This is a genomic window from Agrobacterium sp. ST15.13.013, assembly GCF_027956525.1.
In the GTDB taxonomy this organism is placed as follows: domain Bacteria; phylum Pseudomonadota; class Alphaproteobacteria; order Rhizobiales; family Rhizobiaceae; genus Agrobacterium; species Agrobacterium salinitolerans.
Genome location: NZ_JAQKGP010000046.1, coordinates 1 through 16,426, shown reverse-complemented (window position 1 = coordinate 16,426; position 16,426 = coordinate 1). Strand labels below are relative to the sequence as shown.

Here is a 16,426-nt window from a genome sequence, read left to right as displayed (position 1 = left end):
CGCAGCATGCCGTTCACGAAGTCGAGGTTCGTGAAGTATTGGTTGTTTGTCCCGACCGCGAAGGTGCCGGTCCGGATATCATGAAGCTCCTTCGGCTCGGTGCTTTCATAAGCAGCCGTCTTTTCCTTCACCGCCTTAACGACGTCACTCAAGCTGTTAAACGACATTTCTCAGAATCCTATGGTTGATCTTGTGCGTGGCAGGTGACCTCCACTCGGATTAGCATAGCCATAAACTCCGTTTTGTATAGACCATTTAATATTTTCGTCCGGCATACCGCTTAGGAAAATATACGTTTAGCCCAAAAACTAACGGCTTGACGGGCCAGAAAACGACCGCGCCTCGATCCGGAAACTGAAATATTCCTCTAACATCATTCCAAAATTGCACAAAAATAGACAAATACGCCTTTTTGTATGGGAATTTTCTTTCGCTCAGCGCCGATTAAGGCGATTTCGTCGTTGCGACCAGCCGAGCAACCTCTATGGTATATACCTATTCGGGGCGCGGTCTCACTGGCTCGAATTTTTCTTCGGAGCGCGCTGAAAATGGGAAGATTGATCGATATCGCGTGGCCGGAACTTCAGATCACGGTCGTGGCTGAATTGGCGGATGATGATAACCCTGAATTGTGCGAGGAATTTTGGCAGGACCTGCCATTCAAGGTGATGCAGGCTCATCCCGTCGTTTCCGGCGAGTCCTTATATGCTTGGACGCCGACGATCAGCACCGCGCCGGTGCGGCTGCGTCGGCGGATCGTCGATTGTGCCGTTGGGGATCTGAGATACTCCCAGGCGACCGGCAATAAGTTTTCCATTCAGTATGGCAAGGGCCTTGAGCCCCTGGCGCAGCCGGTGCTGGGACAGGTACGTCCGGAATACCACCATCTGCTTCCCATCGTCGGCAAAGCCATCTGGAACAATCTGTTCTTCGCGAAGGAGAGGATCTTCGTAGAGGTAAGGCCACACGATCCCGCGGAAGCCTTCAATGGACAGGGCCGCTTCGGAAACCTCAAGGGCGTCGCAGCCGAGTTCTACGCCGAAGCCAAGCGCATCCAGACGGTAGAGCCGGAGGATCTGCGTAAGATCCGAACGGGACAGATCGGCGATACCGGGACCTACGGTCAGTTTTTCACTGCCTGGGACTTCGCCAACGGCATGCTCCGCGACTATATCATGTACACCGCCTACCCGCTCCTCAAACTTATCGATACGCTCTCGCACGACGACTTTGTGGCCGCCGTTGAAGCATTCGATCCCGCGTATTCGGAGTATCTCGGCTATTCCGGTCTTAACACGCTGCTGGATTTCTCGAACAAACTTCGTATGGCGATGAAGCAGACGGACGACAAGGAAGAACTCAAAACACTGCTCCGCACCTTCATTATGTATGGCAATCGCCTATGCGCGTGGTCCTACCATTACTTCCCGTGGTATCTAGGAATGTTCTACGGGCGAGCCGTCAACGGGCAAGAGTTTCACGGTCGTTTCAATCCGGTTCAGTGAACATAATCAATCCGTTGCCACCACGACGGCATTAGAGCGGCACCTCTTTAGAGCCGCTGTTCGTATTTTTGCTGCGCGGCGCTTTACATTTGGTCCATTTTCGTATTGGTATATACAAAATAGAGGACGCATGGCTATTATGTATGCCTCTGGATCTCCTGTCCCCCTAAAAGGTTCTAAACATGGCCCACGCGCTCGTTCCCGGAAAAGTCTCATTGGAAACCCTGGCTGCCGTTTATGATGGCACGCTCGCACCCGTGATCGATGCCGCGGCGCTGAAGAGAGTGCAGATATCCGCCGACAAGGTCGCCGAGATCGCTGGGGGAGATATCGCTCACTACGGCATCAATACCGGTTTCGGCAAACTGGCGAGTGTGCGCATTCCCGCCGACGACGTTGAAACCCTCCAGCGCAATCTGATCCTGTCACATTGCTGTGGGGTTGGAGCGCCACTCCCGGACGGTATCGTTCGCCTCATCATGACGCTGAAGTTGATCTCGCTCGGCAGGGGTGCATCAGGTGTGCGACCACAGGTCATAAACGTTCTCTCCGCGATGCTCGAAAAGAATGTTCTCCCTATTATTCCGGAGAAAGGTTCGGTCGGAGCCTCCGGTGACCTTGCTCCGCTCGCCCATATGACTGCGGCGCTGATCGGCGAAGGTCAGGCGAAGTTCGACGGTGAGGTCATGCCAGCCAAAGAGGCATTGGCAAAGGCGGGCCTCACCCCTATCGTCTTGAAGGCCAAAGAAGGTCTTGCCATGATCAATGGCACCCAAACCTCGACGGCGCTGGCATTGGCCGGCCTCTTTCGCGCCCACCGAGCTCTCATTTCATCCCTCATTTCCGGCGCGCTATCGACGGACGCCGCAATGGGTTCCACTGCGCCGTTCCATCCAGAAATCCACACCCTGCGCGGCCACCAGGGCCAGATCGACGTGGCCAGCGCGCTGAGCAGGCTGTTGGCGGGTTCCGAAATCCGCGCTAGCCATGAAGAGGGGGATGAGCGGGTACAAGATCCGTATTGCCTTCGCTGCCAGCCTCAGGTCGCCGGCGCCTGCCTCGATCTGCTACGTCAAGCCGCCGCCACGTTGATGATCGAAGCCAATGCCGCGACGGACAACCCGCTCGTCCTGTCCGACGGCACGATCGTATCCGGTGGCAACTTCCACGCCGAGCCAGTAGCATTTGCGGCGGACCAGATTGCAATCGCCGTCTGCGAGATCGGCGCGATCGCTCAGCGCCGCATTGCGCTGCTTGTCGATCCGGTCCTGAGCTATGGCCTGCCGGCGTTTCTTACGCCGAAGCCGGGCCTCAACTCGGGTTTCATGATCGCGGAGGTAACCTCGGCCGCGCTGATGTCAGAGAACAAGCAGATGTCGCATCCGGCATCTGTCGACTCGACCCCTACCTCGGCTAACCAGGAAGACCACGTGTCGATGGCCTGCCATGGCGCGCGGCGTCTCCTGCAGATGACCGACAATCTCTTTTCGATTGTGGGCATCGAGGCGCTGAGCGCAGCCCAGGGTATTGACTTGAGAACGCCACTCACCTCCAGTTCGGAGCTCGATGCAGTTCGCAAGGTTATTCGCACCGCCGTGCCGAAACTCGAAGACGACCGATACATGGCCGAAGACCTCAAGCGCGCGACGGAGCTCGTTGCGACCGGCCGCCTGGCAACGCCCGTTTCGAAGGATGTTTTGCCGTTGCTCTAATATTCGACTGAATAAGCCGGGAAGGGGCGGCTCCCTGCGTTCCCTTCCCGACGTTCAGAAAGTTTATTGAGCTGTTGCGATGAGCACGGTTGGTATACGGCCAAAGCACCATATGTTATAGACCAATAAAAGGTTTGTAATACAGGTGAAAGAGGTACGACTGGTGACTGATGCTCGCTTCCTTAACAATGAATCGACCAGCAATGGATGAAGTCGCGACAGACAAACAGGCGTCGTCGCGTTATCTGGAGATTCAGCGTGACATCGAAAACAAGATAGCCACTGGCGAGTGGGGCTCCGGCTTCCGCATCCCGCCTGAGCGCGAGTTGGTTGATATTTACAATTGTTCCCGCATGACGGTGAACAAGGCCCTGTCGAGCCTTGCAGCCTCGGGCATGATTTCGAGAAAGCGCCGCTCCGGCTCCTTCGTCGCGCCGCCGCGTATTGAAGAGCCGCTGATGCATATTCAGGATATCCGCGCAGAAGTGCTGGCAATCGACAGGACCTATACGTTCGAGATTACCGATCGCAGCATCCGAAAGGCCACCGACGCGCTCGATGCGCGGCATGTAGGAGTCCCGGTTGGCACACGGCTCCTAACCCTCGAAGTTATGCACTATGCCGACAATCTTCCGTTCACAATGGAAACGCGGCAGATCAATCTTGACGCCGTTCCACAGGCCGAACGCCAACAGTTCAAAGACGAACCGCCTGGAAGCTGGCTGCTTCAGAACATCCCTTTTACTGAAGGCGAGCATTCAATCCGCGCCGTGTCGGCTGATACGATCCTGGCGAGGAGGCTACAGGTGGTCGAGCGCACGGCCTGCATTTCGATTGCGCGCCGGACTTGGCTGGAGGGCGACTTAATCACATTCGTGCGCCTGATCTACCCTGGCGACCGTCACCGGTTCGTCGTCCGCTTCAAACCGAATACGCTTCCCGTCGGTCCATAAGCGGCGACTTCGAACGATAAGGAACAAGCAGCGCCCTGTGGCGCTGTTTTTTGTGACAAGAAGTGCCGCCAAGAATCCGAGGCGGCATCCACTTCAAAAAAACTATGCACCCAATTTAATAAAACTGCACTACGCAACTCTGATGCTCTGTCTCAAGATAGCTCATCAAACGCTGAATGCAGATGACTTGCCGACGTGGCCCCACGGGCCATGCAGGTATCGTTTTGCCTTCAGACAAGTGAGGAAATGGGAAATATTCGATGGCACTGGTTAGGATTGGCGTGGATATTGGTGGCACCTTCACCGACTTCGTAGGATGGCGAGCGGATTCCGGAAAAGGGATCAAGCGCCTGAAGGTGCCCTCTACTCCACCGAATTTCGCACAGGGTTTCCAAAACGGTTTCGAGCCGCTACTGGAGGCGCTTGAGGTTGAGGATGGCGACGAAGTCATCGTCATGCACGGAACGACGGTCAGCACGAACACTGTGATCGAACGCTCGGCTGAACCGGTAGCGCTATTCGTAACGGAAGGCTTCAGGGACATCCTTGAGCTGCAGCGACTGCGTCTGAAGAACCCGATCGATCTCTTTTCATCGCGCGCCCTGCCGCTGGTGCCCAGAAACCTGGTCTTCGAGGTTCCCGAACGATTGAGCGCGGATGCCGAGGTGTTGACCGTGGTAGACGAAGGCGCAGTCAGGAAGGCCGTAGCCGCGGTTCGCGCCGAAGGTGTGTCCTCCATAGCAGTAGTCCTCCTGCACAGCTTCCGCGATCCTACACATGAGCGAAAGGTCCGCGACATCATCACGGCGGCGGCACCTGAAATCGATGTCTGCATATCGAGCGACATCTGGCCTCGCATGGGCGAATACGAGCGTGCGGTCAACGCAACCCTGAACGTCTACGTCAAGCCGCGTGTAAAGTCCTATCTCCACGACATTGAGCAGTATGTGAACTCGCGCCTGACTTCGGCGCGCCTCTACGTGACACGGTCAAACGGCGGCGCGCTTGGCCTCGCCGACGCCATGAACTTTCCGGTGCATACCCTATTGTCCGGTCCTGCTTCCGGCATCACCGCCGCCCAAACCATCGCCAGCACCAATAAGCATGAATATATGCTGACCTTCGACATGGGCGGCACAAGTACGGACGTCTCTTTGGTCCGCCAGGGCCAACCAACGGTAACGGCACAAGGCGCGGTCGGCGATTTCCCGATCACCCTGCCCGTTACCGAAATTGAAGCGATCGGCGCCGGCGGCGGTTCTCTGGTGCGGTTGAATGGTCCTGCATTGCGAGTCGGTCCGGAGAGTGCCGGCGCTTTTCCTGGACCGGCTGCATTTGCCCGCGGCGGCGACATGCCGACGGTTACGGATGCCTACCTCCTGTGCGGTTATCTGAACGCCGAGAATTTCCTCGGGGGCGCGATGCGCCTCGATGTCGATCGCGCCGCTTCTGCTTACTCCTCCGTGGCGCAGCAGCTCGGCGTCTCGACTGCCGAAGCGGCTGACGCGTGCTTGTCGGTGACTACCTCCAATATGGTAAGCCGCATTCTGCCCTATCTTGCCGCCCATGGCCTCGACCCGCAAAACGTCACCCTCGTGCTATTCGGCGGCAATGGTGCGCTACATGGTCCGCTTCTGGCCGATGAGGTCGGCATCAATTCGATCATCGTGCCGCCCGCTCCCTCGGTCTTCTGCGCTCGGGGCGGGGTCGTGACTTCACTTACACACGATGTCATTGCGGTGATCCAGGGTTCGACCGTCACCGACGAACTCGTGGCGGCGGAATTCGAAAAGCTCAAGGATGAGACCCTGGTCTGGTTATCGAACCAGATCGACGGATCCCGACTGGTTTCGGTGGAACACGAGTTCTGGGCCGAGCTGAGATATAGGGGACAGTCATTCCAAGTCGCGGTCGCAGTGCCTGTCAGTCATGGCAGATTTCCCGATCTTACGTCTATTGCCAATCGTTTCCATGATGAGCATCTGCGGCTTTACAGCCATTGCGACACGGCTGCGCCAGTGGAGTTCGTTGAACTGCGCGTGCGTGTCCGGGGCAGTCTGCCTATGCCTCCAGACGAGCACGCTCCACTTGGGCCTCGTGCTGAAATTGCGCCCGTTGGGCAGCGCGACATCCGCATTGCCGGAAAGCTCCATCCTTCCGCCAGCACCTATCGGCGCAAGGACCTGACTGTCGGCAGCACGGTCAAGGGGCCGTGCGTCATCGAGGAGGACGATTCTACCGTCCTCGTACCAGCAGCATTTCACGCGAGCGCCCTCGCAACCGGCGCACTCGCACTGACGCGGAGGCAGTAAAAATGGATCCCGTACAAACTGCAATCATGGCGAACCGGTTCAACGCGATCGTCGAAGAAGCATCCTCGACCCTTCAGCGTACGGCTCACACAACCTTCGTGAAGCTCGTTCAGGATTTCCAGTGCGCATTGGCAAATGCTGAGGGTGAAGCATTCGCCTACCCCGTAAATACCGGTGTCAGCGCCTTCATCGGACTGTCGGTCAAGGGCGGTCTCGGTGATATCCCAATTTCCTCCCTGAAGCCTGGAGACTGCATCATAACCAATGATCCATTCTCAAGCGACGGCATGGTCACCCATATGATGGATGTGTCGCTGGTGCATCCGATCTTCCGCGACGGCCGGCTCATAGCGCTGGCATGGGCCTTCGTGCATGCCTCAGACATCGGCGGCGCGGTTCCCGGAAGCATAGCGCCGACACTTACGGAAACATTTCAGGAGGGGCTGAGGCTCCGCCCCGTGCTTCTGTATCGCGAGGGAGTTCTCAACGAGGCCGTCAGAAACATTTTGCTCGATAACAGCCGCATCTCATCGGAGCTGTGGGGCGATATCCAAGCAATGTTCTCTGCTATGAAGAGCATGGATGTGCGTCTCGGCCAACTCTGTGATCGGTATTCGACGCAGGAAGTCATCGACGGGATGGATGCAACGCTCGCCCTATCAGAAGCGAGGGCCCGGGAGGTTATCGCCGAAATTCCCGACGGAATTTACGAGTTCGCCGACTACATTGAGGGTATGAAGGCCGGTGAATTCATCAATATCCATGCGAAGATGACGGTCACCGGCAGCGATTTACTGTTTGATTTTACCGGAACGGATCCTCAGGTCCTCGCAGCCTTCAACTATGTCACTGGCTCGACCACACATCCCTATACCCTGCAATCGCTAATCTACTATATCCTGACAAAGGCGCCAGACGCTCCCCGGAACCGTGGCCTTCTGCGGCCGGTCAAGATCATCGCTCCCCGCGGAACGATCATCAATGCGAACTTCCCAGCCGCCGGCGGATCACGCGTCACCGCGTCGACCCGCGTCTACGACGTTGTGCTTGGTTGCTTGAACGCCGCAATCCCCGGAGGACTGGCCGCAGCTGGCCCGGGTATGTCGGGGATCATCGTGGTCACCGGACGCGACCGTCTTCATGGCGGCAAGCGTGTGAGCGTGATCAATCCAATTTGCGGCGGCGGTGGCGGTAAAATAGGACACGACGGTATCGATGGCGTCGACAACCGGTCGGGCTCACTTTTGACCGTGCCGGCGGAGACTATCGAAGTCGAAACTATCATGCGCGTTCAACGATACGGCCTTGTCATCGACAGCCAGGCACCGGGTCGTTGGCGCAGCGGCGCCTCGGTGGTCCTGGATCTGGAGAACACCGACGTTGAGGCCGTCATGACGGTGCGCGGCATGGATCGGCTCAAATTCACTCCATGGGGTATCATGGGCGGCGAAGCCGGATCCCTCGCGCGCGTCATCGTCAACCCCGACACGAAGGATGAACGTGAGATCGGCAAGATTGACGTTCTCCACTTCAAGCGGGGTGACGTCGTCCGCCTGATCACTCCGGCGGGGGGCGGGTTTGGGCCAGCGTCAGAGAGAGATCCCGAGCTTGTGCTCGCGGACGTAAAGCGGGGCGTCGTCTCAGCTGAAAAAGCTCGCGCGGCCTACGGGGTGGTAATTCGCGATGACTTCACGATCGATATGAAGGCCACTGAGGCAGCCAGGTCGGCCATGATCAAGGGCAACAACCGATTCTCGCATTGTGAAACGCGACAGGCGTTCGACGCCATCTGGCCCATCGACGTCCGGGCTGCCCTGGCCGTCCGTTCTTTTGATTATGACGCTTCGGTCAGAGCAACCCTCGTACGCAATACGGTTTCGCGCTTCATCAAGGAAAGCAAAAGAGCGACGCTCGATTTAATCCCGAATGCACTCGCGGAGGAAAACCGGCTTTTGCAGCAATGACAGCTTAGCGGTGCGTCCATGACAACAACAGCGGAGAATAGCCAGCGACCATCGCCCATTGCCGAAACCAAAACACCTGGACGTAATTCTCGATCACAGGAGATGCGTCCCGCGTAGTGAAAACGATCTAACATCGTGAAGAAGAAAGGGGAATACAATGAGAATTCGTTCTTACGCATTGATCGTGAATCTACTTCTTGCCGGAGTCTGTATCGCACCGGCAGCAAAGGCGGCGGAGCCATCCGAAGGCAAAGCATATGAAAACAGCCAGGCGGCTTCGGGAATCACGAAGAGCGTCGAGCCAACCGAAAAACTGGCGAAGGCCGGCAAGATTGTCATGTGCACCGAACTCGGCAATCCCCCCGGCGGCTTCCTGGATGAAGACGGCGTCACGCCGAAAGGCTTCAATGTTGACGTAATGTCGGCGATTGGCCCGGCGATGGGTATCAAAACCGAAGTCGTCCACTATCCGTTCGCCAGTATCTTCGCTGCTTTGGACACGGGTAAATGCGATGCAGTCATGTCGAACAATTCGAAAAGTCTAGCTCGCGTCGCAAAATACAATTTCGTGGAGTACGTGCGCGAGCGGATGGGCCTCCTTGTCCCGAAAGGAAACCCCCTCAATATCAAGACTTACGAGGATCTTTCAGGACACCGCGTCGCGGTTCTGGTCTCGAGCACCAACGAACGCCTACTGAAGGAAGCCAACACCAAGGTCAGCGCCGAAGGCAAGCCACCGATCGAGATCCAGTCCTATCCGCAGAATACGGTCACGTTCCGGCAGCTCGATCTGAAACGTGTGGACGCTTTCGTGAGCGACGCGATGACACTCTCCTACTTCAAGAAGCTCACCGGCGATAAATATGAGATCGGCGGTCTACCGATCGACCCCCTCACCATCGGTATTGTGCTTCGCAAGGACGACCCTGCGCTGCAAGAAGCCGTACGCAAGGCTTATGTCTCTCTCTACGAAAGCGGCTATGTCGAGCAGGCCGCCAAGACCTGGGGCATGGACGGCCATGTCGAGCTTTGCCGCAACGACAAGCAGTGCCCATGATTTTCCGCAGATGCCCAACGCTCGATAGGTTCGAGTAGGTGTACACTCCTGGCCTGCCGCTTCGGCGGCAGCCCTCCGCGCAAGAGGTAAGGTCCTCGGCAACGGAACTCGAACACAATAAGAAACGGGGACATTATCGACATGCAGTTCGATATCGCCTTTTTCCTGGATTTTGTCTTCAATCCCCGGCCCGCCCTTCTGCGCGGTCTGCTCACGACGGTTCTGGTCGCGTTCGCGTCCATGGTCATCGGTGTGGTGTTGGGGCTTGTCTTGTCCCTGTTCGGACTATCACGATGGCGCGTGCTCCGCTGGTTCAACAGCGCCTACATCTTCGTGTTTCGCGGCACACCGCTCCTTGTGCAGGTCATTCTGATCTATTTCGGCCTCCCCTATCTGACGAATGTCGATCTTTTTCCGCAGGACGTGCATCTGTTCGGCTTCATTTCGATCAGCGGGGCGATTGTCGCGGGGGTGACCGCCTTCGCGCTCCATGAGGCGGCATACTTCAGCGAAATTTCTCGCGGCGCTATCGCTTCGGTCGACCATGGCCAGTGGGATGCCGGCAGGGCCGTCGGCATGACGCCGGGGCTTCTCATGCAGCGGATCATTCTGCCACAGGCAATTCGCATCATGTTGCCTCCACTTGGCAATCAGATGAACGGCATGTTCAAGGCGACATCGTTGCTGTACCTGATCGCGGTTCCAGAGATGCTGTTTATCACCGACGCAGTGAATTCAGTGACCTACAAAACCTTCGAGGTCTATCTCGGCGTATCGATCTACTACCTCGCGCTCACAACCGCTTGGAGCTTTCTCCAAGAAGCATTGGAGAAGCGTTATTCAAAGGGCTTCGTTTCGATATGACCTGGTCCGCACCCAATTCGGCGAGCGTAGTCGCTCGAACGCCACTCGGTCTCATGAAGGCGGCGAAGTTGCTCCGGGAGCTCAATCATGAACTTTGACCTGCACTATTTCCTCGAGCTGGTTTTCTCGCCACCACCGCAGCTTATATATGCTGTCTGGCTCACCGTCTCCGTCACTCTCACATCAATGGCGGTCGGGATCATTGCGGGACTGTTCCTGGCACTATTCGGACTGAGCCTGTATGGCGCGCTTAGAGGTTTCAACTGGCTTTACGTCTGGTTCTTCCGAGGAACTCCTATCCTCGTGCAGTTGTTTCTAATCTATTTTGGGCTGCCCTACCTGATCGGTGTTGACATCTTCCCGTCGACAATCACGACGCCGGCGTTTTCCATCAGCGGAGCGATTGTCGCTGGCATATTCGCATTCAGCTTGCACGAAGCAGCATATATGAGCGAGATCACGCGGGCCGGCATCCGATCGGTCGAGAAAGGACAAAGCGAGGCCGCACAGGCATTGGGCATGTTGCCGTCGTTGGCGATGCGCCGGATCATCCTCCCCCAGGCGCTTCGCATCATCCTCCCCTCGCTCGGAAACCAATGCAACATGATGTTCAAGACCACTGCGTTCCTGAGCGTCATCGCCGTTCCAGAACTCGTACACGTCGCCGACAGCCTGCGATCGCAAAACTTCAAGACCTTCGAAGTTTATGCGGCGATCTCCGTCTACTATCTCGTGCTGACCGGGGTGTGGACCGTCCTTCAACAATGGATCGAGAACCGGCTGTCCTGGAGTCCTCGCACTGCTGCGCGCGAGCCCGAGTCGAACGCCCCCAACCTGTTACAGATGGAAACCTGAAATGGCCGATCAATCCAAAGCCAGCGTGGCACCTGCCGTGGAACTCCGCGGCGTAAGCAAGTCGTTCGGTACCCTGAGCGTGTTCAAGAATGTTTCAATGACGGTCCAACCTAAGGAGACCGTTGTCGTCATCGGTCCGTCCGGCTCCGGCAAAACGACGCTTATCCGTTGTATCAATCATCTGGAGCAAATCCAGAGCGGTGAGATCTACCTGAATGGCGCACTTGTGAGCAACAAGCTCGCAGGCGGTAAAAAGGTCCCACTCAGCGAGAAGGAAAAGGCCGCAATCCGCAGGAATGTTGGCATGGTTTTCCAGCGCTTCAATCTATTTCCGCATCTGACCGCTCTGCAGAACATCATCGAGGCTCCCGTTCATGTTCTAAAGCGCCCGAGGCAAGAGGCGATCCAGGAAGGAATTGCCCTGCTGGAGCGCGTCGGATTGGCCGATAAGCGAGATCAGTATCCCGCGCAACTCTCGGGTGGCCAGCAGCAGCGTGTAGCAATTGCTCGCGTTCTCGCGATGAAGCCCGAGATTGTTCTTTTTGACGAGCCGACCAGCGCACTTGATCCGGAAATGGTCGGCGAAGTTCTCTCTGTCATGAAAGAACTCGCCGGCAAGGGCATGACCATGATCGTCGTCACTCACGAAATGGGTTTCGCACGAGAGGTGGCCGACCGAGTCGTTGTGATGGATAAGGGCTCCATCATTGAACAGGGGCCACCAGAGCAGATTTTTGGTCGCCCCCAAAACGCTCGCACGGCCGAATTCCTGGAGCGAATCTCCTAAACAGTTGGCGAATTACGGCCGGCGTCTCCGCTAGGTGCCCAAGACATGGCCTGTTTTCTTCATTTCCAAGGCGCACAAGTCCGAACATTGTCATGTCCATAACAGCCGAGCTTTCCGACTTCATCGCCCATGTGCGGGAAGTGCCTCAGTCTGTGTCCGAGCGCGCAAAGATCCATGTGGCCGACACACTCGCTTGCATATATGCTGGCACGGCGTCTCGGCCTGTAGAAATTCTCGTTGCAGTATGCGCACCAGGGAACGATCGGGAGGGCATTCCCGTCCCTGGTCTAGGTTGCTGGAGCGATCCTGCACTGGCGGCTCTTCTGACCGGCACCTGCGCGCATGCAGACGACTTTGATGATACGAGCGAGTTCTCGATGAATGGCCATCCGAGTGCCCCGATCGTCAGTGCGCTGCTGCCGACGGCCTTCGAAACGCAAGCGAGCGGCCGGGCATTCCTGCGGTCCTATGCAGTCGGGATCGAGATCGCCTGCAAGCTTGGCATCGCAGTGGGCAGCGCACATACGCGCCAAGGGTGGCATACGATGTCGACGCTCGGGACTCTCGCAGCTGCCGGCGCTGCGGCCAACTTGCGTGGCCTCGACGCGCGCCAAACGGAGCACGCACTCGCGATCGCGTGCTCCTTTGCCGGGGGCATCCTTGGCAACACCGGAACGATGACGAAGAGTTTGCATTGCGGCCGGGCCGCTCAAGCTGGCTTCCTTGCTGCAAAGCTGGCAGAAAGCGACTTCACGGCCGGATCTGGCATCCTTGAGGCACCATCCGGTTTCCTGGATGCATTCACAGGCGGATCAGCAGCAACGTTGCCAGCTCTCGGCAACCCTTGGGAACTTGTTACCCCCGGCCTTGCAGTAAAGCTTTATCCTTGCTGCAGCTGCACCCATCTTGCAATTGATGGCGCATTGACGATCCGAGCGCTGTCTGGTTTCGACATCAAAGCGATCGAACGGATCAACTGTTTCGTCCGCGACGAGTGCATCCGCTATCTGCGCTTTCCGAAGCCGAGAACGGGAATCGAGGCGAAGTTCAGCATGAACTATACGGTGGCGACCGCCCTGCTCCAAGGCGAGTTAACGCTGAACGATTTTGAAACGAACGCCATCGCACATGAGGACGTTTCCGAGCTATTGGTCAAGGTGGCGATGTTCGCGCGGAGTGAGGATTCGGACAACCCCGACATCGAAGTGGTCTTCCTGGACGGAAAGCGACTGGCCGAGCGGCGGCGTGTGCCGCGAGGGGCGCCCGACGATCCAGCCGGATGGGAGGAAATCACCAGGAAACTGGCGGGAGGCATTTCCCGCGCAAGGCAGTCGAGGGTGGCCGATTTCGGAAAGCATGTTTGGGCGATCCGTGATCTGGACAAGGCAACCCGGTTGTCCGATATCTTTTCAGCATAGGGTCTCCAGAGCTCGCGCAAGGTTCTGATGCGCACATTCATCCGAGGTTAGTATGCCCAAGATCGACTTTCCGCATCTGGCAGCTTTCGTTGTCAGTTGCGACAGTCCAACGATGGCGCATGCGGCCGCGAAGCTTGGTCTCACACCATCGGCATTGAGTGCCAAGCTCAGCACGCTCGAAGCCCAGATTGGAGTGACGCTTTTTGGTCGCAAAGGGCGTAACTCCTTTCCGCTACGCTCGGCGGTCTGGCTGTACAATCGCAGTGTTCGTCTCCTCCTTGCCGAGGAATATTTGAGTCATGCCAAACTTGGCGGCAGCGCGGCGCCTTCGGCGCCCGTCATCCTCAAATTAGACGTTGACTATACCTGGACAGCAATTTCCTACGCTGTAATCACGGCGATCCGCCGCTTCCATTCCAAACCCGACCACCCTTATGTAGACTTGATCTTCACGGGTACTGGCGCCTTCGGAATGCAGAACGGTCCCAGCCATCTTCTGTCAGACGCGGTGCCACTCGGGCAGCTCAAGATCCAACATACCATCGGTACTGGGGTATCCGGACCTTCTGTTGTCGTTGCTCCAGACCATTGGACGAGGCTGACCCATACGGTTGGGGAGCGACCCGAGCGTGGTGACATTGCTCCAAAAACCGAAATTCCCGATCTGCCGGGTACACTGCAAAGCGACACGAAATTCGACCGCTCCAGCGGTATCGCGACATCACGGATTTCCACCACCGATCGAAGTCTGCAGGATCTCCGAGGGCTCATCGACGACATCCGCAAGTCGGATCTACTTCTGCCCCAACTGACTGTACCCCAGCGTCTTCGCATCCAGGGCATCACTGCGGTTCCGGTAATTCGCAGTCCGTCGTGCTGCGTGACCGCAGAGCTCTCTAACGACCATGAACTTCTGTTAAATCTGCTAAATGATGTCCGCAAAGGCGTCGAGGCCCCTTCGGGCTGGTCCGAAGCCACGAATTTCCATCCCAAGGTTAGCCTGAAGCAGATTTCTACCGTGAATCGTGTGGTGCAGACCGGCAGCATGGCGAGCGCTGCCCGCGTCGCCGGACGGACTGCTCCGATGATACCGGCCCAGCTTGAACAGATCGAATATGCGCTCGGGACAAGGCTTATCGACCGGAAGAAGACCGGTTCTGAACCGACCGATGATGCTGAAAGGCTGCATTCGCTGTTTGTCGGCGTTGAGAGGGCTTTCAACGACACTCTGGGCGAACGAAGCCACATAGCTGCGGCCTTTGAACAATCAATTCGGATTGCGTTACCGGTGAGTTGGAGCGCAGATTCCTTGACGTCCGAATGCATGGCCGTGGCGCTTAGCGCATTTCACAATGAATTTCCGAACTGCCAAATCGAGGTTGTGGAGGGCCCTCGACATGTACTGCATCATGGCGTTCTAACCGGCCGTTTCAATATTGCTGTCGTTGGTAGGATCGATCCGCAAGTAGGCTCTCTACTAATTGGCCGCAGCGAAGACGTCGTCCTGATCGTCAATAGGAAGCTGAATTTTGCGCCTCAGGCCGAGAGAGTTTCGGCAGACGAGCTGAGGAGCATCCCGCTCCTTCTGGCACCTTCACAGCTCACAATGCATCAAACTCTTCTGACGGCACTTGCGAAGTCTACTGTGCAGCTCGAGCCGGTAATGCGGTTGGGTTCGGTACCTCTGATCGTCTCGGTTTTGCGTCGTTCACCTCTTGGCACGATCTTGCCAGCGTCGGTGATGATCAAGGAGATCGAGGCAGGGATCGTGGACACGTTCTCTCTCGACCATTTAGTCCCGCCGCGGCGACTATGGGCAATATTCTCCACCTCCACGCCGCTTAACGAGACTGAACGTGCTTTGATCAGCCACGTAAAGGAAGCGTTTCAGGAGGCTAATTCATCCAACGGCAGAGTTGTACCTTAACTTATAGAGGGTACAGCCTGCGACAGCTTCGCGCGTTACAGCACATGAGCTGGTGGTGAGGACAATGCGCTTAGCGGCTCACAACGGGGCAAGGTCAGCGCGCCCGACGCATGTCTACACGATCGATTATGTTGCTTCGCTGATCGGCGAGAACCTCGAACTCCTCCAGGAAATCGCCAGCAACTCAGACAATATCGATTACGGCGAGATGATCCATGCCCATGACGGCAGCCAAGAGGGCGTCACGACCTTCACCGACCGGGGCATCGAGAGCTTAAAGGAATTCCTCGCCGGTATCCGCACCTGCGAGGGCGGTGTCCGGCAATTCCGCGTCGATGAGCAATGTGATCCCGAAAGGATCGAACGCATCATGGCAGACGAGCCGAGATCATAAACCCCGCGGCCTACGCCGGATGGATACGGCTCATCGGCAAGGTAGGTCCTCGTAGCCATATGTCGCTGCAGACCCGTGCAGAGACAACCTCTCAAATCAGGCAAGCGCGGAGCAATGTTAATGAACTGACGAACTGACGAACTGACGAACTGACGAACTGACGAACTGACGAACTGACGAACTGACGAACTGACGAACTGACGAACTGACGAACTGACGAACTGACGAACTGACGAACTAGACAAGGGGATATATCCTGTCAAATAACAATCTCATGTTAGGTAATAATATCACCCAATCAACGCGGCCACGCAATTAACCTGGTGGGCCCCTGCAATTATAGTTACGTGGGCGGCCCGCCCAATATTTAGAAGGCCCACCCAGATTTCGGCGAAATTGCTCCATACCTTTTTCCACTATAAGTATCGTGCCTGCCCACCCTGCAATCCCACCCTTTCCTAACATCATCTATTTGCTTCCACCTTCTTGTTCATAACACATGGCCTGCAGGCAAGTCGCTCCCGACCTCCGACAGCTCGTTGCAGAGATCACGCTTTCAACAAAGGCAATCCTCCATATCGAGCCGAAGGAGCTTCATGATATCCGGACCGGCACCTTCGCGGTCGGGACAAACAACCAATACTTCACGAACCTCGACTTCGTGAACGGCATGCTGCG

The 16,426-nt window shown here is 56.8% G+C and carries 12 protein-coding genes; all 12 read left to right on the top strand.

The window, feature by feature from the left end; all coding sequences use genetic code 11:
- The first annotated feature begins 557 nt into the window (after positions 1 to 557).
- The 12 genes from PL597_RS25310 to PL597_RS25255 all read left to right on the top strand — a co-directional run bounded on the left by PL597_RS25310 (position 558) and on the right by PL597_RS25255 (position 15,748).
- Positions 558 to 1,505: a DUF3830 family protein gene (locus PL597_RS25310; RefSeq protein WP_204814888.1), complete on the top strand. Its 948-nt coding sequence runs from the start codon at positions 558 to 560 to the stop codon at positions 1,503 to 1,505.
- A 182-nt stretch (positions 1,506 to 1,687) separates the two neighbouring features.
- Complete coding sequence (gene hutH / locus PL597_RS25305) at positions 1,688 to 3,217, top strand: histidine ammonia-lyase (RefSeq protein WP_012475925.1); 1,530 nt, start codon at positions 1,688 to 1,690, stop codon at positions 3,215 to 3,217.
- A gap of 203 nt (positions 3,218 to 3,420) precedes the next feature.
- On the top strand, positions 3,421 to 4,170 hold the full coding sequence (gene hutC / locus PL597_RS25300; protein WP_161596396.1) for a histidine utilization repressor: 750 nt from the start codon (positions 3,421 to 3,423) through the stop codon (positions 4,168 to 4,170).
- 260 nt (positions 4,171 to 4,430) lie between these two features.
- Positions 4,431 to 6,482 carry a hydantoinase/oxoprolinase family protein gene (locus PL597_RS25295; RefSeq protein ID WP_012475923.1) on the top strand — a complete coding sequence of 684 codons (2,052 nt, stop codon included), beginning with the start codon at positions 4,431 to 4,433 and terminating at the stop codon, positions 6,480 to 6,482.
- Between the two features lie 2 nt (positions 6,483 to 6,484).
- The gene (locus PL597_RS25290; RefSeq protein WP_077768164.1) at positions 6,485 to 8,446 is read left to right on the top strand and encodes a hydantoinase B/oxoprolinase family protein; all 1,962 of its coding nucleotides are present in this window, start codon (positions 6,485 to 6,487) and stop codon (positions 8,444 to 8,446) included.
- A gap of 157 nt (positions 8,447 to 8,603) precedes the next feature.
- The gene (locus tag PL597_RS25285) at positions 8,604 to 9,503 is read left to right on the top strand and encodes an ABC transporter substrate-binding protein (RefSeq protein WP_012475921.1); all 900 of its coding nucleotides are present in this window, start codon (positions 8,604 to 8,606) and stop codon (positions 9,501 to 9,503) included.
- Positions 9,504 to 9,644: 141 nt separating this feature from the next.
- Positions 9,645 to 10,367, top strand: a complete 723-nt coding sequence (locus PL597_RS25280; protein WP_012475920.1) for an amino acid ABC transporter permease — start codon at positions 9,645 to 9,647, stop codon at positions 10,365 to 10,367.
- A gap of 87 nt (positions 10,368 to 10,454) precedes the next feature.
- Complete coding sequence (locus PL597_RS25275; RefSeq protein WP_012475919.1) at positions 10,455 to 11,222, top strand: amino acid ABC transporter permease; 768 nt, start codon at positions 10,455 to 10,457, stop codon at positions 11,220 to 11,222.
- A 1-nt stretch (position 11,223) separates the two neighbouring features.
- Entirely contained in the window at positions 11,224 to 12,009 is a 786-nt protein-coding gene (locus PL597_RS25270) for an amino acid ABC transporter ATP-binding protein (protein WP_077768165.1), read from the top strand.
- A gap of 92 nt (positions 12,010 to 12,101) precedes the next feature.
- Positions 12,102 to 13,427 (top strand): MmgE/PrpD family protein, encoded by a 1,326-nt coding sequence (locus PL597_RS25265; RefSeq protein ID WP_077768166.1) that lies wholly within the window; start codon positions 12,102 to 12,104, stop codon positions 13,425 to 13,427.
- 52 nt (positions 13,428 to 13,479) lie between these two features.
- Positions 13,480 to 15,354, top strand: a complete 1,875-nt coding sequence (locus PL597_RS25260) for a LysR family transcriptional regulator (RefSeq protein ID WP_077768167.1) — start codon at positions 13,480 to 13,482, stop codon at positions 15,352 to 15,354.
- A gap of 64 nt (positions 15,355 to 15,418) precedes the next feature.
- Positions 15,419 to 15,748, top strand: a complete 330-nt coding sequence (locus tag PL597_RS25255) for a hypothetical protein (protein ID WP_077768168.1) — start codon at positions 15,419 to 15,421, stop codon at positions 15,746 to 15,748.
- The last annotated feature ends 678 nt before the right edge of the window (positions 15,749 to 16,426 follow it).

What these genes read in the sequence shown, in the direction of transcription:
- PL597_RS25270 (WP_077768165.1), top strand. Translation starts at nt 11,224, where the DNA reads ATGGCCGATCAATCCAAAGCCAGCGTGGCACCTGCCGTGGAACTCCGC.
- hutH (WP_012475925.1), top strand. Translation starts at nt 1,688, where the DNA reads ATGGCCCACGCGCTCGTTCCCGGAAAAGTCTCATTGGAAACCCTGGCT.
- PL597_RS25295 (WP_012475923.1), top strand. Translation starts at nt 4,431, where the DNA reads ATGGCACTGGTTAGGATTGGCGTGGATATTGGTGGCACCTTCACCGAC.
- PL597_RS25285 (WP_012475921.1), top strand. Translation starts at nt 8,604, where the DNA reads ATGAGAATTCGTTCTTACGCATTGATCGTGAATCTACTTCTTGCCGGA.
- PL597_RS25265 (WP_077768166.1), top strand. Translation starts at nt 12,102, where the DNA reads ATGTCCATAACAGCCGAGCTTTCCGACTTCATCGCCCATGTGCGGGAA.
- PL597_RS25280 (WP_012475920.1), top strand. Translation starts at nt 9,645, where the DNA reads ATGCAGTTCGATATCGCCTTTTTCCTGGATTTTGTCTTCAATCCCCGG.
- hutC (WP_161596396.1), top strand. Translation starts at nt 3,421, where the DNA reads ATGGATGAAGTCGCGACAGACAAACAGGCGTCGTCGCGTTATCTGGAG.
- PL597_RS25260 (WP_077768167.1), top strand. Translation starts at nt 13,480, where the DNA reads ATGCCCAAGATCGACTTTCCGCATCTGGCAGCTTTCGTTGTCAGTTGC.
- PL597_RS25255 (WP_077768168.1), top strand. Translation starts at nt 15,419, where the DNA reads ATGCGCTTAGCGGCTCACAACGGGGCAAGGTCAGCGCGCCCGACGCAT.
- PL597_RS25290 (WP_077768164.1), top strand. Translation starts at nt 6,485, where the DNA reads ATGGATCCCGTACAAACTGCAATCATGGCGAACCGGTTCAACGCGATC.
- PL597_RS25275 (WP_012475919.1), top strand. Translation starts at nt 10,455, where the DNA reads ATGAACTTTGACCTGCACTATTTCCTCGAGCTGGTTTTCTCGCCACCA.